The sequence below is a fragment of the Aliiglaciecola aliphaticivorans genome (assembly GCF_054782055.1).
The window spans coordinates 148,127-167,798 of the sequence record NZ_BAAGTF010000006.1 but is presented as its reverse complement, the minus strand read 5'-3'; the positions used below and the strand labels follow the sequence as shown (position 1 = coordinate 167,798).

Below are 19,672 nucleotides of genomic sequence, written 5' to 3'. Positions count from 1 at the left end.
TAAAGTTGCTAATCTAAAACCTTTGCCTTTCACAAGGTATCCCATCTCGATCTCCATCCATTTTGGTATTTGGACAATTTCTTAGGAAGTATTCCGCTTCGGCTCTGGATGTCATTTGACTACAATGTTGTCTGCCATCACATGAAAAATTCTGATTGCTCTCTGTCTCCATCAAAAACGGTAATTGAATTAACGGTGTTTGCGAAGAGTCATTTGGCTTTTCAAATAAACGTTGAATCCCTTGAAAGGCAAACACTATGACTATTGCTATAAATAAAAAACTGAATTTCGACTGTTTTTTGTGGCTTCGTTTAAACACGGGTTTTGAAACTGTGCTTACCCCTTCAATTCGAGCATTAATCGCTTTTTTCTTTCCATTTGATTCCGTTACATCGAAATGGATGAAATCGCCCACTTGAGGCTTCCTACTCATATGTTTTAACGCAGATATATGTATGAAGGTGTCACTTTTTAAATCTGGTGTTTTGATAAAACCAAAACCTCTATCTTCATTCCATTTTGTCAGTTGTCCTTTGTACATATTATTCCTTATTCCATTCATTAAATTTAGATAATACTAACGTTAAATCTGCCCAACGTAACGACAGCGAGGGAAATTGCTGCAACCTAAAAATTGCTTGCCAGTGTGAGTGCCTTTTTTGGCTGTTCGCGTAACTAATTGGGAGTTACACTTAGGGCAGGTGTTTATTGGCTTGCTATCAGCTGGGGTTATCGTTTGATGTTCGCCTTTGATTGGCAATAATGTTTCACTTTGTATTTCAGCAATCAATTCTAGCAAGGCTTGGCCGTTGATTAGTTTTATTGGCAGGTTTTGGGCAAACTCGATTGCATCTTTGGTAAATTCACCTGAGCTCACCACATAAACACTATCTGCCTTAGATGCGGTGAGTACACCATACATTTCCCGTACAATTGACACGCCTACCTTTGACGAGCGCCACCTTTTGCATTGTACTATGTGTTGTTTTCCATCTTTCCTCAGGTTCAGGTCGATACCCCCGTCAGGCCCTGCAACCATATTTTCCTGCACTGAGTATCCTTGGCGACGGAATGCTTCAGCAACTAATATTTCAAAATCTTGCCATGAGGTTTCACGTAACGATTGAATACTTTTTTGTTGTGTAATGAGCTGTTGCCGTTTTCTTTGCATAAATACAGATGAAACAGCAGGAAGTAGGAACATGCCTGCGAATAACCAAGCAAAGTTTTGCGCTGCGGTTGCTAGGGTCAATAGAATTTGGTTTTTATTAACTAATGGGGGGATAACAAATTGCAGGGCTAGGTACACCACCAAGCCTGTTGTGATGCTAATCCACCAAGGTAAATAGGATAAAACTGTGAAAAAGGAAGTGTTCTTGCGGCTCATCAACAGTCCATTGTTTTAAGTGAATAAGCAACAATATAGCGGGTTTGATAAATTCTTAAATTCTGCAATCAATAACTAATTATAGGAATGTATATTTGACGGTATCTTGTTATTTACCCAAGCAGAAGGAGTGACCTAATTACAAAAATTGTACAAACTTCATTGTATCAAGAGTTTAAATCACTTCTGGGATTGAAATGGGTTCGAAGGTTGTGCTTTTACCACTCTATTTACACCACCGATGCCGGCAACTCAGATACCAGCCAGCCGATTACAGTGAGTGCGCCTGCGTACATTAATATTCCTGCGTAGTTTTCCATGCCAATTAAGGGGATGATGGGTAGCGCTAAGCTCCAGGCGAGGAGTTTGCGAGTGGTGGGGGATAAGTTCGCTTTTGTCTTGCTCGCTGTTTTAGCCTGGTTTGTGTGGTCTTGGTTGTTGTGTTTGGCGAACAGTTGTTGGCGTCTAGGATCGGTTTTGGCTAGCATGAGTATGATCACTAGGGCGAATACAATAAAGGGCAGGGTAGTGACTAAGTGATTCATTTTACACTCTCCTGTTGAAGGTAGGGTTGCGTTTCTTGAACCTTGCTGTTGTGGCGAGGTTGTAATGATTTGTACAGGCCGTAAAAGCACCAGGCTCCGCAGCTTAATAGGGCAGCATCAACAAACATCACCGCAATCATATTTTGTTGGACTGCTTGCAACCATCCCGTGCCAGAGGTGATATATCTGATTATGGGAAGAAGCAAACACAGTAGTCCGTTGGCAGCAAAAAGAATAGTTTTGAGTTGCTGTAAATTCTTAATTGACAGGGTTAGGATACTGGTTGCGGCTGCAGCAATAATAAAGGCTAAGGGCGTCCAATTGCTCTGGTTCAACTCCATACTACCACTTAAAAAGAAGCCAAGGGCGCTGGCTAGGGAACATAAGGGCAAGCCGAAGAATCCCCATACACAGAGGCGACTGAACCAGCGCCAACTGGTTTCATTTTTTTCATTTCTGTAGGCGTAAAGTTGCAAGCCGGTAATAGTCACATAACAGGCGGCTACCCCTAAACTTATCCATACAATTTTCGAGAATAAACCTGCGAAAGTACCAAAATGAATGGGGTAAATGAGGGACAAAATTGTGCTGCCTACAGAGGGCACTGTGCCTACGTCGGGTTTGTATTCAACAAACTCACCGTTGGTGCCGTTATACACCAGTTGTTCAAAGCCAACCTTGCCTTGGTTTGGCATGAAAAAAGCGAGCACGCTGGCCGATTCGGTACCTAAATGGGAAATAGACACATAAGATGGCACTGAAGACTGGCGCTTTGCTGCATCGCGTATCATGTTGTTTAAATTGGCCGACGCTTGCGGGGCTTCGCTTTTATGCTGTTGCTCGCCCACTAACGCATACATTAGTGCTTCTTGATCGCCACCAAAGGCAACCATACCCATTGCCGGTAAACCAAAGGATGTGGAAAAGCTGAAAAAGCTACCGGTAAAGGCCAGTAATATGGCAAACGGGATGCTCCAGGTGCCTGCAACCGTATGAGAGTCGCGTTTTAGGGCTTTACCGTCTCGTTGTTTGCGAATTGAAAACATATCGGTGAACAAGTGTTTGTGCATCATAAAGCCCGACACCGAGGCAATGAGCATGGCCAGTCCTAAAATACCCGTAAGGATCAATCCCCAGGGGGCGGGTATGTGTAATTCCGTATGAATGGCAACTAAAAATCGGCTTAATGCATAGGTATCGTCTTGGGCGTATATTTCTGTTCCAAACCCTTCTTGTTGAGAGATTATTTCTCCGTTTGCGGCTATCAAATATTGAATGCCAAAATCGTCCATCTCCCCCGATGGATTTCGTCTATGGGTATGGAAAAAATACACCATTTGTTGGCGATCATTTTCATACACGGCAATCTCATCTAAATATTCCGTGGGTGTTTGCTTCGATAGGCGGGCAACGGTTCCATCTACGTCTGTGTTGATCAGCAGGTTTTGATGATAGTTCGTGTTTGACCATTCGCCAATCTCATCAGCCACCACGGCGACTGTGCCGGTAAAGATAACGGCATAAAGTAACATGCCTAATACAATGCCCGACCAGGAGTGCAGACTTAGCAACGCTTTGGCTTGGGAACGAATACTTGGCTTAGTTTCTTGTGTATCTTGCATATCTAGCATAAATGTTAGCCCCAAAATTGGTAAGCAAGGGTAAGGCTATTGATCATAAACAGCGCAACGAGTAACCACTGAGCTTTACGCAAATCAGTCGTTAGGTAAGTGTAAAAAAACAAAAAAGCCCAAATTAATGGAAACAAAACCAGTGGTAACATGATGTTATTCACTTTCCCCACACCAGGTGGAAACCACACCGCCATGGCCAACATAAACAGTAAAGACACCACTAAAGTGCAAGGGCCAGTTAGCCAAAAGCGTTTGCTTTTCAGAAAAGTTAGGGATGAGGTACTCATGTTTTTTGTCCAATTTTGCAATGCATTTAAAACGTCTTTTTGTTGCTATCTTTAAGCCTAATAAACAGGCAAAGAAGCCTAGGTTCACTATGCTTCTCAACCTGCTAACGATTAAAAGTTATAGCGCAAGGTTAAACTGTAATCAGTTGGCGAACCGTAGAATGCCTGATCCGTTCTCACCGAACTGAGGTACTTCTCGTCGGTAATGTTATCTAAGTTCAAACTCAGTGATAGCTGATCATTGAAACAGTACTGAACATAACCGCCGATCAGCCCATAGCTATCTTGGGTAATTCGGCCATAGCCGGTTTCGTAATACATCTCGCTTTGCCAACGAACTGAAACACCCGCATTGAGGTTTTCATTCCATTTAGGCGCGTAATCAGCCAGTAATTTAAAGGTTTTACGGGGGATAAAAGTCCGAGCTTCATCGCCGTTTTCATCGTCTAAGGTCAATACCGTTAAGCCACCTTGCATCGACCATTCTTCACTTACCTGGCCAGACACTTCTAATTCGAAACCATTGGAGTCAACGGTAACACCGCGATAAAGGGAGTAGTCGAAATCATCCGAATAGTCGTCATCATCTACGCCATCGCCGTCCCCGTATTCGATGAATTCATACAGGTTTTCTTGTTCGGTTCTGAACAAGGCTAAACTGACCAACAAGTTGTTATCGAAGCGCTTTTTCAAGCCCAATTCATAGCCGCGTCCTTCTGCAGATCCAAGGGGTTCTAAGTCTTCATTTAGGTAGTATTGGGGCTGGTAAATGTCGCTGTAACTTGCGTAGATATTTAGGTCGTCCATTGCCTCCCAGGTAAAACCAATATAAGGGCTAGAGCCATCTTCTGTGGTCGAGGTAGACGCCCCCCAAGACTCACCTTCATTTTCGTAATCCACAAAACTTGCGCCTAGAATCAAATCGAAGTTTTCAGTCACTGCTAATTGAATGGAACCATAAAAACGGTTTAAGGTGACGTCTGTGTATCCTGCTTTGTATGGGTCTGCCCAGTCAGGGTTTGCTACTTCAGTGCCTGTCCAGCCGGGGAATGAGGGCATTACATCGAACCCGCTCAATGCGCCAGAGTCGAAATCCAGTGTTTCCGAATCGGCTAAACTAACTCCTAGATTAAAGGAATGCTCTAAACCCCATGCTTGGAAGGTGCCTTGCAAGGTGTTATCCCAAATTAAAATTTCGTCTTCGGCAGTGAAGTTACCCGGGTAGCCCAATAAACCTAACCCCGTTTCGCTGTCCAGGCCGGTGTTTGAATATGAATAGAACAGTTGCGAATCATCTTCGTAATTGGTGTAGTTCAGCTTTGTGGTGAAGTTGATATCGTCGGTAATGAACCAACTCAATTCTGCGAAGGCGGTTTCATTTAACGTGTCCCAATAGGTCCAGTCCATTGCCGTGGTGGTTGAAACTGAGAAGTCTGTTTGGGTGCCATCGGAATAAATCAGCGGAATTCCACCCCAAGTCACGCCATTGCTGTTGTTATCTTGATAGGTGTAACCGAAGGTGAGGGTAAGATCGTCATTTAGTTGGCCATCAACCACCCCATAAACCACCGTTCTGCTGTTCTCGTATAAATCTAACCAGCTGTCTTTGTCTTGATGGACAACAACCGCCCGGGCTGCCCAGCTACCAGACTCGGTTAATGGTGTGGAAACATCTACTACGGCGCGCATGTTAGACCAACGACCTAAGGTGACAGCCACGCTCGCTTGGGGGTCATTACTGGGGCGTTTTCTCACGTAGTTAACGGTTCCAGACGGATTGCCTAAGCCGGTGATAAGCCCGTTTGAGCCACGAATAAATTCTATTTTTTCATAAATCGCCGTATCTAAATCACCTACAAAGATATCGCCAAAGGGAATGCCTGAGCCATCAACGTGCATGCTGGTGATATCGAAACCACGGGCATTAAAATAAGTCCGATCGGTTTCAGTTTGGTCAATATTGATGCCGGTCACGTTTTTAAACAGGCTATTCACGTCGCTCAAGTTGTAATTGGCGATGGTGTCTTTTTCGATAATAGAAAGAGATTGAGGGGTATCGAAACTATCCAGGCCTAAACCTGTTGCTCCAGAGCTTATGCGTTGCACTCGACTTTCAACAATGCGGATAACCTCAATGTTTGTTTCGTCTGTATCTTGTACTTTTTCAGTGGTTAATTCGGCGGTTTGTGCATGTACTCCTATCGCCAACATAATAGGAGATAACGCGAAGATCTGCTGTTTGTTCATAGTGCTCTCTGGAGGTTTGTGAGTTAGTAAAACGCGGGTATTATATCTATTGATAAACGAATTGCAAATGATAATCATTGCTATTTAAAGTTTTGAAAGGGCGATATTTCCCGCAGTTTTACAGTTTGGTTAGTTTCATTCCCTAAATAGAAGATTGACCATAAATTGGTTAGATTAAAGCGTCACTTAACAATGGAATCCATGGAAAAACGATTGAAAACTATGGCCTGTAGTCGGCGGCTTTAGCCCCGAGAAAGGGATGTCAATAACCCATGGAAAAACGATTGAAAACCCATGGCCTGTAGTCAGGTGCTTTAGCCCCGAGATAGGGATATCAATAACCCATGGAAAAACGATTGAAAACCCATGGCCTGTAGTCAGGTGCTTTAGCCCCGAGATAGGGATATCAATAACCCATGGAAAAACGATTGAAAACCCATGGCCTAAAGACCATGCTACAAAAGCGTTTAACCTGTAGTCGGTGGCTTTAGCCCCGAGATAGGGATATCAATAACCCACGGAAAACCCCATGGAAACTCCATGGCCTAAAGGCCATGCTACAAAAGCGTTTAGTCTGTAGTCGGCGGCTTTAGCCCCGAGAAAGGGATGTCAATAACCTATGGAAAAACGATTGAAAACCCATGGCCTAAAGACCATGTTACAAAAGCGTTTAACCTGTAGTCGGTGGCTTTAGCCCCGAGAAAGGGATGTCAATAACCCATGGAGAAGCCTATGAAACCCCCATGGCCTAAAGACCATGCTACGGGTTTGGGATGAATGCCCAATATCGAGGAAAACCCATAACCTGTAGTCGGTGGCTTTAGCCCCGAGATAGGGATATCAATAACTCATGAAAACCCCATGGAAACCCATGGCCTAAAGACCATGCTACAGGTTTGGGATGAATGCCCAATAGCGAGGAAAACCCATAACCTGTAGTCGGTGGCTTTAGCGTATAAATAGCGATTAAGGCGGGTAAAGGTTATTGGCTTTGATCATCCAATAAAAGCAATTTCCCTATGCCATCGGCCTCAATCCAGACAATGGCATTTTGCCTAAATTGCCTAGCTAAATTTAGGGCTTGTTGTTTACTGATATTGAGCACCAACACACTCTTTTCCTCTGGCCATAACCCTTGGGGATCCCTGCCAACACCTTCGATAAATTCCAAGCCCATATTGTGTAATAGCTTAGTCAGTTTAGCCTGAGCAATCAGGTTCTCAGACTCTGTCATCGCAACACTGTGGGGATTGTATGCGGTAATAAACGCGGCTTGTTTACAGTGTTTTTTCTCCATGAGAGCTTGTAATCGGCGGCTGGGTTTATCCACTAAAATTGCTAACTGCTGTTTTGTCGTTAAGTCAGAAAAGCAACCATCAGAAAAAACCACATACTCAGCATTCTTATAAGCGGCTAATAACTCAGGGTCAATGCTCAAATTTACTCGCCTTTTGAGATTAAATGGTTAGTTGCGCAAGCACTACTGCCTGGCGGCAGAGCCCCATGATATGCATGACGCGCGGTAAAGGTTAGTTCAGCTATTATTTTAGAATCAAAAAAGCAGAAGGGCATCATTCAGCGATACCCTTCTATTTATTTTATTGTTTTTTTCGAACGGAAAAGGCTTTTTTGTTGATCTCTGCAACCTCAAAAAATGCTTCATTGGCGATTAACACAGACATTGAGTAGTGGGCGATTTTCCAGCTGTCTCCTTGTTTGATCACCACGCCTGTCCCTCTAAAACGGCCCCATTTTGGAGAAACTATTATTTCGTCCAACCAGGCTGTTTTGCCACTGTCAGCAAAATTTATGTGGCGTTCAACTGAGTTGTACGTCCACCCTGTGCCGCCTTTAAAACGTTCTTTAACATAGGCGTCTAAAGTGGTTGGACGGATCCATCGTTCCCAGTCGTCTGTTCCCATGAACACACCGTTTTTTGTGAACGAACCAAGGTATCCATCAAGATCAGCTTGGCTTGCGGCGTAGTGTAAGCCGTCTACCAGTTTATTAATCGACTCTGTGTCTGCTGTCTCTGATGATTGCTGTGGGTTGGCTAAACTGACACAACTGATAGACCAAAACGCTATCATTACCACTGCGGCAAATTGCTTCATAACTAACGTCCTTCTGATTGACCAACAATGACACATTTTAGTGCCGGTGTTGGTTATTAGTAAATGAGGTCTGCTAACGTAAACAGACCTCATTGCACTCGTTTACTCCCGCTAAACTTAGTAGTTACCGCGGAAAGTTAACCCAACTGTACGCGGCGTAACGCGGATAGTTGCAGGTTGATCAAATGGCGGTCGGCCAATGGCACGAACAACCCCATCGTCATCGAACAGGTTATTTGCAAACAACGACACTTCAAACTCGTCAAAGCGCACACCTAGGCGTAAGTTCGCCACGGTATAGGCATCCATTTTGCGGTAATTTTCAGCATTTTCGTTGAACTCTGTGGCACGATCACCGGTATATTGCACATTGAAGTAGGCAAAGCCCATGTAATTTTGACTCAACGCGCGCTCATAATCGGCGCTGGCATTGAACGTGGTTTCAGGTACAAATGGCGCTGAATCGCCTTCTAATGCTGATAAGTTAGGTACATCTGCATCCAAGGTACTCTTGATGTAGGCACCACCTACCGATAGCGTTAAAGCATCAACGGGTTTCATGCTTAACTCAAACTCTATCCCTTGGCTGGTGGCTTCGCCAACGTTTTCACGGAATCCAAAACCACACTCGAAAGAGCGACTGGTTTGCATATCACTCCAATCAATGTGGAATACGGTGGTGTTGTAGCTGAACATGCCGTCTTTAGTGACACCCTTTACGCCTGCCTCGTAATTCCAAATTTCGTCTGGTTTAAAGAAGCGGGTATCGCCACCTTCACGTTCAACCTCAGCCAACTCTTCAGAACAAACTGATTCAGGAATGGCACCGTTGATCCCACCGTAGCGGAAGCCTTTTGCGGCTTGGGCATAGACTAATACTTCGTCATTCACTCGATATGACACATTCAGTTTTGGATTCACCCCATCTGTGGTGCTTTCAGGGCGAATATCACCGTTTGATTCACCATTAAACAAGCCTGATTGGTAAAATTCGATATTTTGTTTCCAGTTGAAATAACGTAAACCTGCTGTGATCGAGAAGTCACCTATGTCGTAGTAGGCTTCACCGAAAAGGGCATAGGTTTCAACGGTTAGATCGTCAAAGCCGTAATATAAGTGATCCTCAGGTGCGCCAAACGCCGAAGAAGGCACGCCCAAGATGTCATCCGCGCCAGGTACCGGGAAGGTGTTTTCATAAAACACATCTTTTTTGTCGGCATAAGCGCCCACTGTCCATTGCAGTTTGTCGTCGGTGGTTGAGCTTAATCTGAGTTCTTGTACCCAAACTTCAGAGTCGGTGAAGTCAATAAGTTCGTGTGGCGTCACTTCTGGTGGCAGGGCTGACTCGAACAGTAAATCCAGTGAACGTCGGTTAATAATGGAACGATCAAAATAAGAGGTAGAACTGACTAATTCAGCCCACTCTAAATCATATTTTAAGGTTAAGTTGGCAATATTAACTTCATCATCAAAACCATCAAACGATGTGTAGTTTCTGGTTAAAAACGCAGTGGAGTCGATATCTTGGGGATAACCATTGTCTGAATAGTTATGATGAAGTAGGGTTAATTCTGCGCGTAAATTATCCGTTGGGAAATACAATGTGGAGATCTTTGCACCTTTAGAGATACCATCGTTGAGATCTTTTTCACCGGTCACTTCATTATCGATGTAACCACCGTTATCCATGTAATAACCGCTAGCACGAATGGCCAATTGGTTTTCAATAACAGGCGCATTAATCAAACCTTTCACCGAGTAGTTCTGTGAACCATGGCTAATAGACGATGCGCTGGCTTCATAGCGACCACCAAATTCATTCAGGTCAGGTTCGTTGGAAACAAGGCGCACTGTTCCTGTCATTGAACCAGCACCAAATAGTGTTCCTTGCGGGCCGCGTAGAACTTCCACACGTTTCAAATCAAATAATGCGAATTCTGGGTTCATGCCGCCCATGGAAATGGGGATTTCATCCATGTAAATACCCACGGTTTCTTGGTTTTGGGTATCGTTGTCGTTACCGCCACCATTGGCTACACCGCGAATAGATAAACGCGTTCTGCCTGGACCATTTTGGTAAGAGGTTAAACTAGGCACTACGCCCAACAAGTCGGTAAAGTCGGCAGCGCCAAGGTTATCGATTAACTCATCGGTCACTACGTTAATGCTAATAGGCACATCATTCATATCTTCTGAACGTTTACGAGAGGTAACAACAACACGCTCAACTTCAGCATTGCTTGCACCACTTTCATTGGATTGTGCATACAGACTCATAGGAGACAAACACGTTGCTATGGCCATTGCCAGCAGGGTCTTACCCTTCAATAGGGGCGCTTTTAAGATAGATGTGGATGATTTTTGATGTGTCACTGTGGTGGAATCCCTTTTTATTTAAGTTAGTTAATAGGTAGTTGGGAAGTACATGTGCGCACAGGCGTTAACCTGCGCTTTTATAATAGTTGTTTATTGTGTGTATAAATTGCTCAAAAAATTATGCTTACCTGTTAAAGACTTTTATTAACGATGACAAAATGCTTGAGTTGGTAAAGGGTTAGATACAACCCCATTGAAAAGTTTATCAGTAAATTAGCATTAAGCAAAGCTATGCAAGTGTATGAATGTTCTAAGTTTTTTAAAAAAAGTAAAACAGGAAAGTATTTTTCCCGCCGCTGATTTCCCTTATTATGAAAGCCATGTCTAAATAACCATTTAGCTGGGATTCGTTAGTTTTCGAGTGTGACTTTAGTGATAGGCACTGGCTGAGTTAGCAATTGCCCTTTCACATAGGGATTGTTGTGCGCTCGTTGAGCTGGCAATGCCGCAATTTTATCGATTACCTCCATGCCTGCAATCACATTGCCAAATACCGCAAAACCTTGTTTGTCAGGGTGACGCAATCCGCCGGCATCTAAGTGGGGATTATCCTGGGTCGAGATAAAAAATTCAGATTGTGCGGTTCCTAAATCACCGCGGGCAAAAGATACTGCCCCTCTGGTGTGAGTGAGGGTGGTTTGCGCCGTGGACTCGTGAGGAATTGCCGGTAGCCCGGCTTCAAAAGGATCATCCAGTGCGGCATTTAAACCACCTTGTAAAACCGCTATTTTAAGGGGGTGATTATCATTGTTATGATCAACGGTGCGATAAAATGTCAGTGTTTTAAACGCATCGCTTTTTATGTAAGCGATAAAATTATTGGCGCTTATGGGGGCTTTGTTTACATCTAACGCAATTTGGATATCACCATATTCAGTGGTTAACACTGCAATGGGTAATTTGGATGGGCTGTGAAACTGTTCTTGAGGTTTTTCGACAGTTGCACACGCGCCCAATAATAATGCACAAGCGGTTAGGGTTAATACATAGGAAAAAATCGCGTTCATTTGGTGAGTCATTGAGGTAAGTCAGCTTTGTTAATTTGGCCTAGCTTAGCAAACCTCAGTCAAAGAATAAAAACTAAGGAGCGGCTAAAATACCGGTTACGGGTAGGCTTATTTAAACAGCCACTGTTTAACCGCATCCATATTCTGAATGACCACCTGTTGCGCTCTGGGATCGGCGGCAATGACATTCATATCAATGCGCATCATTTGTAATAAATACTGCACTAACGCACCGCGCACTTGGATCAGCAAACTTTGGTTTGTCATACCAAAATCATTGGCCACCACCTCTTGTTGGGCATCAGACAACCTTTGGTCTGGTATAAAAACAACATTCACTTTAGTCTGCCAGGTCGTGTCTTGTTCAATTGACTGGTGACTTTTCCCCATTACTTCCGGGGCGCCATAAAACCGGGTTAGCACAAAGTCGCGATAATCTTGGTTTTTTTCGCAAAACCCACGCACATGCCAACGCATACCAGAATGCACTATGGAGTGGGGCACAATAATGCGGCCTGCTTTATCTGGGGCATTTACCGAGCGATAATCCACTTCAAGGCGGAGTTTGTTTCGGCAGGCTTTTACCACTTGACGCAGCACAGTAGGCTGAACCCGATATTTCGGGAGTGGCAAGTTATGGGTATAGTCAAAACCTAAGGTCATATCGTGAAAGGTATTCATCAAATCACTATTGCGATGAATTAACTGTAGGTACTCATCAGCTTCTCCTAAGGTTACTTTTGGAGCAAAGTTGTCAGAGGGTTCATAGCCTTTCAATGAGGAATTATAAATGAGGTTGTCAGGGCCGATATTATTGCGATATTCATTAATATCTTTGGATGCCTGCTGTCGTCCAATCCCAAAATAATCGGTCAAATGCCCAGCATTAAGCTTACCTTCCCACAACGCCACAATTTCAATTAAACGATAACGCTGAAGTAAATCGTATCGAAACGGCCAATTAGACTTTTGATTCATATGTGTCGCCAATAACTACGCTAATTGGGTCATTATCAGCATACTAATGGGGCTTTAGCAAAATTATTTTGCGCAATATGTGTTCGTTTTATATAGGTGTTTAAGCTGTATTGTCTGTCTATTGTTTTATAAAAAACATTTAAAACAATGAGTTAATCCTATAGATGGATTGCTTTTAAGAGGTTCATTGTGGATATCTGCCTGAAAACTGTACATGTGTATCTGCACAGTTGTTTATCTGTCGTTTTTTACGACATATGCTTAGGTTACGTTTTAACCAAAAGGAACTAAGATGACGATTTCACAGCATGCTCAAAAACGCTGCCAGCAGCGGGGTATTTCTCCAGACTTGGTGTTACTTTTAAACGCCTTAGGCATGGAGACCCATCAAAAAGGCAATACCTATGTGCTAGAGTTAGATAAGCAAACACAAAAGTCACTGTGCAAAAAGTTAAAACGATTATTGATGCAAGTACAAAGAGACGTGTTTGTGGTTATCAGTGAAGACGATCATGTAATTACCACCGCTCATAAACATTAAAAGGAATTAAAAATGACTCGATTTGCCGAGCCCGAAGTCATCGCTTGCCCCCATTGTGCGGCCCGTTACCTGCGCGTTGTGTTATTGTCTTTTAACACAATGATGCAAAAAACTTTCTCTGACGGAGGAAGTGTAAATGGTTTGCAAGATACCCTGTGCAATGTGGCTAGGTGCCCAAATTGTGAGGCTGTGATTAAAGATATTTTGAGTCTTGATTTGGTCGAACTGCCCCCAAAGCGCAGATTTTGGGAGAAATTGATAGGTAAAGAACCTGAATATAGTTACCTTCCCAAACCATCATTTGACGTTTACCTAGAATTGTTTGAAAACGATACTCAAAGTGATTTGAGATTCAATTGGGCCTTAAAAGCGCTGCAAGTGTTTAATCAAACATATCGAATGTACGGAAACGAACAAGAAGCGGATGCAGCATTAAAACAGCAGTATCACAGGGTTTGCCAGTTCATTTTACACCGCTACACCGACTATTCCTCTGATGAAATGACCTTGCTATGTGCAGATATTTATCGTCAGGTGGGAGATTTTCAATCTTCATTACACTTATACAACAAAGTAGATGATCACAATCTTAGCCATATTGTTGAGCCAGCAAAACATTGGTGTGAACAAGGTATCACCAGTTTAATGGAAATCGGTGGTAGAAGCGGGCAAAAGCAGTCGCGTATACAAAAACGTCGCCTATAAGTAGTAGAGACTTAGCATGAAAACACAATATCAAAGATGGCAAACTCGCCTTTCAATATTGCTCCACTATACAAATTTGTCACTCACAGCTTGGACGCAGAACAGGTCCAAAACGGTGTTTACCAGTCAAAAAAACGTAAATATCTGCAAATCACTCTATCCTGAATTTGCTAAAACATCGTAAGTCAATAAATGCCTTAAATGAGTTTTTCTAGATAACAATAATAAAAATTGAGAAATCTTTATGGACCCAAAACTTATACAGCTAACGTTACAAATAAGCCGCGAAAATTCAATTATTGAAAAAGCGGGGAAGTCAGCAGATTTCACAAAACTAATTAAATTAGTGAAAACCCATATCGCTTTAAGTGACAAATTAGGTTTAACAAGTGCGTTTGCTGACAATTTAGAGCAACTTGAAAAACTCGAGGGGAAGTTAAAACGTTATCGAGTAACAGGTGAATTCTGCAATGATTTGCATTTTAAATAACCGCAGAAAATAGGTGACTGGATTAGCTGTAAAGCTAACCGCTTTACTGCCCAGAAGCACGTAAAACACGAAGGCATGGAATGAGTAAAAAAAATCAAGGATTACTATTTAGTCCCTCAACGTTTATTAGGTATATGCAATCGCCATTGTTAACAATCTCTATTTTAATGAATGGTTTTGTTGTTACGGTTTTTGTTCTTTATATGGAAACTCAAAGCAGCGCCTTGCTATTTTCTTTCATAGATTAAAAAGGATGTATTAATGAAAGACTTTTCGCCATCAGATTTAAAAACCATCCTCCATTCAAAGAGGGCAAACCTTTATTACTTAGAATATTGCAGAGTGATGCAAAAGGATGGACGAGTATTGTATTTAACTGAGGCTAATAAAGAGAATCAGTATTTTAATATTCCTATCGCAAATACAACAGTGTTGTTATTAGGCAATGGTACGTCTGTCACCCAAGCTGCTATGCGTATGCTTGCTCAAGCTGGTGTGCTGGTTGGATTTGCAGGAGGCGGAGGTACGCCTTTATATATGGCAAATGACATTGAGTGGATGACGCCTCAAAGTGAATATAGGCCCACAGAATACATTCAAGGTTGGATGTCATTCTGGTTTGATGACGAAAAACGCTTAGCCGTGGCCAAGCAATTTCAGGGGGCACGTATTGATTACTTGTCTCGTATATGGACGAAAGATAAAGATTTGCAGCAAGAGGGATTTAATATTCATGACAGCAATATTAAAGGCGCTCTCACGCGGTTTGAACAACGCACAACAGACGCTAAACAATCATCCGACTTATTACTAACCGAAGCCCAATTAACTAAAGTCCTGTATAAATTTGCTGCCAATAATACAGGTACTCAAGACTTTAGTCGTCAGCACCAAGGATCATCTAACAATACTACAGACAAAGCCAACGACTTTTTAAATCACGGTAATTACTTAGCCTACGGCTTAGCTGCTTGTACCTTATGGGTATTAGGCATACCTCACGGTTTTGCGGTTATGCATGGTAAAACCCGCAGAGGGGCATTGGTATTCGATATAGCAGATTTAATTAAAGACGCCATCGTTTTACCGTGGGCATTTATATGCGCTAAAGAAAATGCCACAGAACAAGAATTCCGCCAACAAATACTGCAAAAATTTACTGATCACAAAGCCCTAGATTTTATGTTTGAGCAAGTCAAAGTAGTGGCGTTGCAAGAGAAAAGACAGGAAGAGAAATGAAACTGTACTTATTTCAATGCAAAGAAAAGCTGAGTTTCATGTCATCAGCAAGTTTTTTTAATCTGCGATCATTTGTCCACAAAAATGTGTTGTTGCTGAGTAAGGTTGACGCCAGTAAATGTAGATCAATAAAACCAACCCCTTTACCAAACAGACTGTGCTTTTCTAAACAGTGCAAGGCCTCTTGATGCGTAGCATGATTAGCATGTGGCAAATTTTGCCACAACTTTATGATGGACACTCGGTTCCGCAAATGGCCACAAGCCAGTTCACCAATAATCATTGGGTGAATACAAACTTGCCCGTTTATCAACAGTTGGCTCAGCACATCATCTTTTCTGCGAAGATGATCAATCCAAACAGAACTATCGACCAGAACCATTATTCAACTATTTCGCTCTGCCGACGAGGGCTAGATTGTGCCGACGGGTCACTACCGCCCAACAAAGCCAAACGTTGTGCGCTTTCTCGTTCAATTAACGCTTTTAATCCTTCTCTAACGAGTGCCGTTTTCTCTTTTACACCCGTTAACTCAACAGCTTGGCTAAATAAGTCATCATCGATATTTAAGGTAGTACGCATATTTGCATTCCTAAGGCATCAATATTGGCATCAGTATATGCTTTTATTGATGCTTTTTCCAAAAAATAAATGTTATGGGCTACTTAGTCCACAAAAGGAAAGTGAACAGCCATGATGGTTACCTTTGTAAGTCAGTGCGAAAAAAACGCCCTCAAGAAAACCCGCAGAGTGTTAGACGCCTTTGCTAATCGCATAGGCGACAACACCTGGCAAACCCTGATAACCGAAGAAGGCCTGATCACAGTTAAAAAAATGCTGCGCCAAACTGCCAGTAAAAGCACAGCAGTAAGTTGCCACTGGATCCGTTCACGCGCAAGGAGTCAATTTTTGTGGGTGGTAGGGAACAGACATAAATTTAATAGCGATGGGATAGTGGCGGTTAATTATACCAAGTTAGATCTTGAGCATAAAGATTGGGAGAACGGTTGGGAATTAAATGAAGCTATTATGTTGGCGTCGAGTATTGCTGGTTTATTTCATGATTTTGGAAAAGCAAATGATTTATTTCAACAAAAGTTAGCCGGTACTACGAAATCAAAATCTGAGCCTTATCGCCATGAGTGGGTATCGTTAAGATTATTTGAAGCCTTTATTAAAAGTTTAACCGACCAAGAATGGTTAACAAAACTGGTAGAAATTAATCAACAATCAAATGCTGCTCAGGCTGAAAATGAAATACACAAAATATTATTTAAAGATAACGGAAAACATCAAAACCCGTTTAACTCGTTTAGTGACAATACTCAGTTTGGAAAGTTAGTTGCTTGGTTGATTGTCTCACACCATCGTTTACCTTATCCGCAAGTCAACCCTGTTAGATTAGATCAAGCTGAACATTGGCTAACAAAATGTTTTGGATGTCATTGGAATTCTAAAAATGCAGAAAATTTGGCTGATATAGAATCATCAGTAATTAACGCGAATTGGAATTTTGCTCATGGAACACCATTGTTGAGTAAAACATGGCAAAACAAAGCGAGTGAAATTTCCAAACGAGCATTGAGTTATCATAAATTGTCTGAAAAAACAGATTGGCTAAATCAACGTTTCGTTAGCCACTTATCAAGATTGTCACTCATGTTGGCTGATCATTATTATTCATCTCTTGAGTTAAAAGATTCAAAGATGAAATGGCGTGATAATAGCTATCAAGCGAACGCCAATACGGATAGAAAAACAAATCAGTTAAAACAAAAATTAGATGAACATAATATTGGTGTTGCACATAACGCTTTTCTATTTGCTAAAAACCTTCCCGCTTTAAAATACACATTGCCAGCATTGGCGCAGCATAGGCTTTTTTCACAAAGCGCGAAAGACCGCAAATACCAATGGCAAGACAAAGCGTTTAAAGCGTCAAAAGAGTTTGCTAAAACCAGTGAAAAACACGGTTTTTTTGGTATTAACATGGCATCAACAGGCTGTGGTAAAACCATGGCAAATGCACGAATTATGTATGCCTTAGCGAATGAACGCGAAGGTTGTCGATTCTCAGTTGCTTTAGGTTTACGTACTTTAACCTTGCAAACTGGTGATGCCTATCGAGATCTACTTAAATTAGGTGATGATGAACTTGCCGTTTTAATTGGTTCTAATGCCGTTAAATTACTACATCAGTTAAATAAAGATGACGAAATATCAGTAAAACCTGATCATGGTAGTGAGTCTGCGCAAGATTTTTTTGAACAATTATATGTCAGTTACGAAGGGCAAATTTACGACGGACGTTTAAAGCATTGGCTTAAAGGCAATCCTAAATTAGAGCAATTAATCAGTGCGCCTATTTTGGTTAGTACAATTGATCATTTAATGCCAGCTACAGAAAGTAAACGAGGGGGTAAACAAATTGCGCCTATGTTGCGGTTATTAACATCAGACTTAATTTTAGATGAACCCGATGATTTTGGTTTAGAAGACCTACCCGCATTATGCCGATTAGTTAATTGGGCAGGTATGTTAGGTTCACGGGTTTTATTATCATCGGCAACGTTACCACCGGCGCTTATAAGTGCTTTATACGACGCTTATGTTGCAGGTCGGAATCATTACAACCAAGCTAATTTTCCACACAATAACAATCAAGGTGTTGTTTGCGCTTGGTTTGATGAAAACAAAAGTGAAGTCGAATTAATAAAAAATAAAGAGGACTTCAAACAAAAAAACAACAGGTTTGTCGAGTCACGTTTAAAAAAATTAACGGCTAACAGTAAAGTACTACGTAAAGGTAAAATTGTTAATATAGAGTTGCCTATCACTGAAAATAGCGATTTAGCAGGTCAAAATATTGATGAGAAAAATCAGCAAGTTTATCAATGTGTGGCAGATACCATTCACCAACAAATTTATGAATTACATAACCAACACCATGTAACGCATAGCAGCGGCAAAAAAGTATCTATTGGTGTGGTTAGAATGGCTAACATTAATCCGATGATCTCTGTTGCTAAAATACTATTAGCTATGTCTCCAAGAGCCAACTATCAATTTAATTTTTGTATTTATCATTCACAGTTTCCCTTAGCGCTACGTTCTTACAAAGAATCTCGCTTAGATAAAACCTTAAATCGCTATGATGAACAAGCGCTTTGGCAACAACCAGAAATTGCCAAGGCATTAAAAGCTGACGACCTAAATAAAGTACCGGTAGACAATCATGTGTTTATTGTATTAGGCACATCAGTCGTGGAAGTTGGGCGCGACCATGATTACGATTGGGCAATTGCAGAGCCTAGTTCACTACGTTCAATTATACAGTTAGCGGGGCGTATACAACGGCATAGGCAAGCTCCACCTACCACCGCAAATTTGGTGGTGCTTAACCAAAATATACGAGCATTAAAAGGTGAAAAAGTGGCTTATTGTAAGCCGGGTTTTGAAACCCCTGAGCTCCCCCTTAACAGTAAAGACCTGAATGAACTATTAACAACAGAGTTAGACAATATTTCTGCAATACCAAGAATCGTCGAGCCGAAAGAGATAAAAGCCGACGATTTTAAAAAATCACCAAAAGATAAGTATATTGCTAACGCTGCTAATTTATTTTCAATACAAGAACATAGGTCGCTACGAATAACATTAGATGTAATGGGAGCCGATTTAAAACACAAGGACTTTTATAACTCAATCAAACCTGCATCACTTTGGTGGAATGAAAGCCCCGCAATCGATTGGAGTGCTGAATTTATTCGTCAAACCGAATTTAGAAAATCACAAGCACAAGAAGAGTTTATTTTACGGTTAGAAGAAGGTGAAACATTAGCGTGGAGCCAAATTGACGATACCCGCTATCCGCCTGTGTATTTAGAACAAACCAATCGCTTTATGGATGAAAATAAAACGACTGAATTGGCCCAGGGTAATCATTGGTGGTTTCACTTAAGCGTTGAAGAAACATATCAAATTTTTGCAGATAAGTTAGATGAGAGCTTACAACAGGTAAGTGAAACCTTTGGTGTTATTGGTTTAAGAGAGCCAAGTAAAGATCGAGAATTAAATTGGCACTGGCACGAGCAGCTAGGTGTCTTTGATAATAAGTAAAAG

Annotated in this window: 18 protein-coding genes; 5 read left to right on the top strand and 13 right to left on the bottom strand. The window is 41.8% G+C overall.

Features of this window, described 5'->3' with window-relative positions; all coding sequences use genetic code 11:
- Positions 1 to 13: 13 nt before the first annotated feature.
- From ACYVIL_RS04275 to ACYVIL_RS04225, 11 genes are all read right to left on the bottom strand, one after another.
- Positions 14 to 541 (bottom strand): cold shock domain-containing protein, encoded by a 528-nt coding sequence (locus ACYVIL_RS04275; protein ID WP_460311687.1) that lies wholly within the window; start codon positions 539 to 541, stop codon positions 14 to 16.
- Between the two features lie 42 nt (positions 542 to 583).
- Positions 584 to 1,387: a restriction endonuclease gene (locus tag ACYVIL_RS04270; protein ID WP_460311686.1), complete on the bottom strand. Its 804-nt coding sequence runs from the start codon at positions 1,385 to 1,387 to the stop codon at positions 584 to 586.
- 230 nt (positions 1,388 to 1,617) lie between these two features.
- Complete coding sequence (locus tag ACYVIL_RS04265; RefSeq protein WP_460311685.1) at positions 1,618 to 1,932, bottom strand: hypothetical protein; 315 nt, start codon at positions 1,930 to 1,932, stop codon at positions 1,618 to 1,620.
- On the bottom strand, positions 1,929 to 3,563 hold the full coding sequence (locus ACYVIL_RS04260) for a PepSY-associated TM helix domain-containing protein (RefSeq protein WP_460311684.1): 1,635 nt from the start codon (positions 3,561 to 3,563) through the stop codon (positions 1,929 to 1,931). The genes ACYVIL_RS04265 and ACYVIL_RS04260 overlap by 4 nt, the downstream gene beginning before the upstream one ends.
- A gap of 5 nt (positions 3,564 to 3,568) precedes the next feature.
- Positions 3,569 to 3,853: a hypothetical protein gene (locus tag ACYVIL_RS04255; protein WP_460311683.1), complete on the bottom strand. Its 285-nt coding sequence runs from the start codon at positions 3,851 to 3,853 to the stop codon at positions 3,569 to 3,571.
- Between the two features lie 111 nt (positions 3,854 to 3,964).
- Positions 3,965 to 6,100, bottom strand: a complete 2,136-nt coding sequence (locus tag ACYVIL_RS04250; RefSeq protein ID WP_460311682.1) for a TonB-dependent siderophore receptor — start codon at positions 6,098 to 6,100, stop codon at positions 3,965 to 3,967.
- Positions 6,101 to 7,082: 982 nt separating this feature from the next.
- Entirely contained in the window at positions 7,083 to 7,538 is a 456-nt protein-coding gene (locus ACYVIL_RS04245) for a DUF3293 domain-containing protein (protein WP_460311681.1), read from the bottom strand.
- Between the two features lie 160 nt (positions 7,539 to 7,698).
- Positions 7,699 to 8,214: a nuclear transport factor 2 family protein gene (locus ACYVIL_RS04240; RefSeq protein WP_460311680.1), complete on the bottom strand. Its 516-nt coding sequence runs from the start codon at positions 8,212 to 8,214 to the stop codon at positions 7,699 to 7,701.
- 117 nt (positions 8,215 to 8,331) lie between these two features.
- Complete coding sequence (locus ACYVIL_RS04235; protein ID WP_460311679.1) at positions 8,332 to 10,587, bottom strand: TonB-dependent receptor; 2,256 nt, start codon at positions 10,585 to 10,587, stop codon at positions 8,332 to 8,334.
- 353 nt (positions 10,588 to 10,940) lie between these two features.
- Positions 10,941 to 11,597 (bottom strand): peptidylprolyl isomerase, encoded by a 657-nt coding sequence (locus tag ACYVIL_RS04230; protein ID WP_460311678.1) that lies wholly within the window; start codon positions 11,595 to 11,597, stop codon positions 10,941 to 10,943.
- Between the two features lie 108 nt (positions 11,598 to 11,705).
- On the bottom strand, positions 11,706 to 12,575 hold the full coding sequence (locus ACYVIL_RS04225) for a WYL domain-containing protein (RefSeq protein WP_460311677.1): 870 nt from the start codon (positions 12,573 to 12,575) through the stop codon (positions 11,706 to 11,708).
- Between the two features lie 292 nt (positions 12,576 to 12,867).
- Between ACYVIL_RS04225 and ACYVIL_RS04220 the strand changes: the two genes are divergently transcribed.
- From ACYVIL_RS04220 to cas1f, 4 genes are all read left to right on the top strand, one after another.
- Positions 12,868 to 13,116: a hypothetical protein gene (locus ACYVIL_RS04220; protein WP_303474881.1), complete on the top strand. Its 249-nt coding sequence runs from the start codon at positions 12,868 to 12,870 to the stop codon at positions 13,114 to 13,116.
- 12 nt (positions 13,117 to 13,128) lie between these two features.
- On the top strand, positions 13,129 to 13,821 hold the full coding sequence (locus tag ACYVIL_RS04215; RefSeq protein ID WP_460311676.1) for a hypothetical protein: 693 nt from the start codon (positions 13,129 to 13,131) through the stop codon (positions 13,819 to 13,821).
- Between the two features lie 244 nt (positions 13,822 to 14,065).
- Complete coding sequence (locus tag ACYVIL_RS04210; protein WP_303474879.1) at positions 14,066 to 14,311, top strand: hypothetical protein; 246 nt, start codon at positions 14,066 to 14,068, stop codon at positions 14,309 to 14,311.
- Between the two features lie 261 nt (positions 14,312 to 14,572).
- Positions 14,573 to 15,550, top strand: a complete 978-nt coding sequence (gene cas1f, locus ACYVIL_RS04205) for a type I-F CRISPR-associated endonuclease Cas1f (protein ID WP_460311675.1) — start codon at positions 14,573 to 14,575, stop codon at positions 15,548 to 15,550.
- Between the two features lie 13 nt (positions 15,551 to 15,563).
- Here cas1f and ACYVIL_RS04200 read toward each other — a convergent pair whose 3' ends face one another.
- Both ACYVIL_RS04200 and ACYVIL_RS04195 read right to left on the bottom strand, forming a co-directional pair.
- Positions 15,564 to 15,932 (bottom strand): type II toxin-antitoxin system VapC family toxin, encoded by a 369-nt coding sequence (locus ACYVIL_RS04200; protein WP_460311674.1) that lies wholly within the window; start codon positions 15,930 to 15,932, stop codon positions 15,564 to 15,566.
- Complete coding sequence (locus tag ACYVIL_RS04195; protein ID WP_460311673.1) at positions 15,932 to 16,132, bottom strand: type II toxin-antitoxin system VapB family antitoxin; 201 nt, start codon at positions 16,130 to 16,132, stop codon at positions 15,932 to 15,934. The genes ACYVIL_RS04200 and ACYVIL_RS04195 overlap by 1 nt, the downstream gene beginning before the upstream one ends.
- Positions 16,133 to 16,243: 111 nt before the next feature.
- Here ACYVIL_RS04195 and cas3f point away from each other — a divergent pair, with 111 nt between their 5' ends.
- Entirely contained in the window at positions 16,244 to 19,669 is a 3,426-nt protein-coding gene (gene cas3f / locus ACYVIL_RS04190; RefSeq protein WP_460311672.1) for a type I-F CRISPR-associated helicase Cas3f, read from the top strand.
- Positions 19,670 to 19,672: the final 3 nt, after the last annotated feature.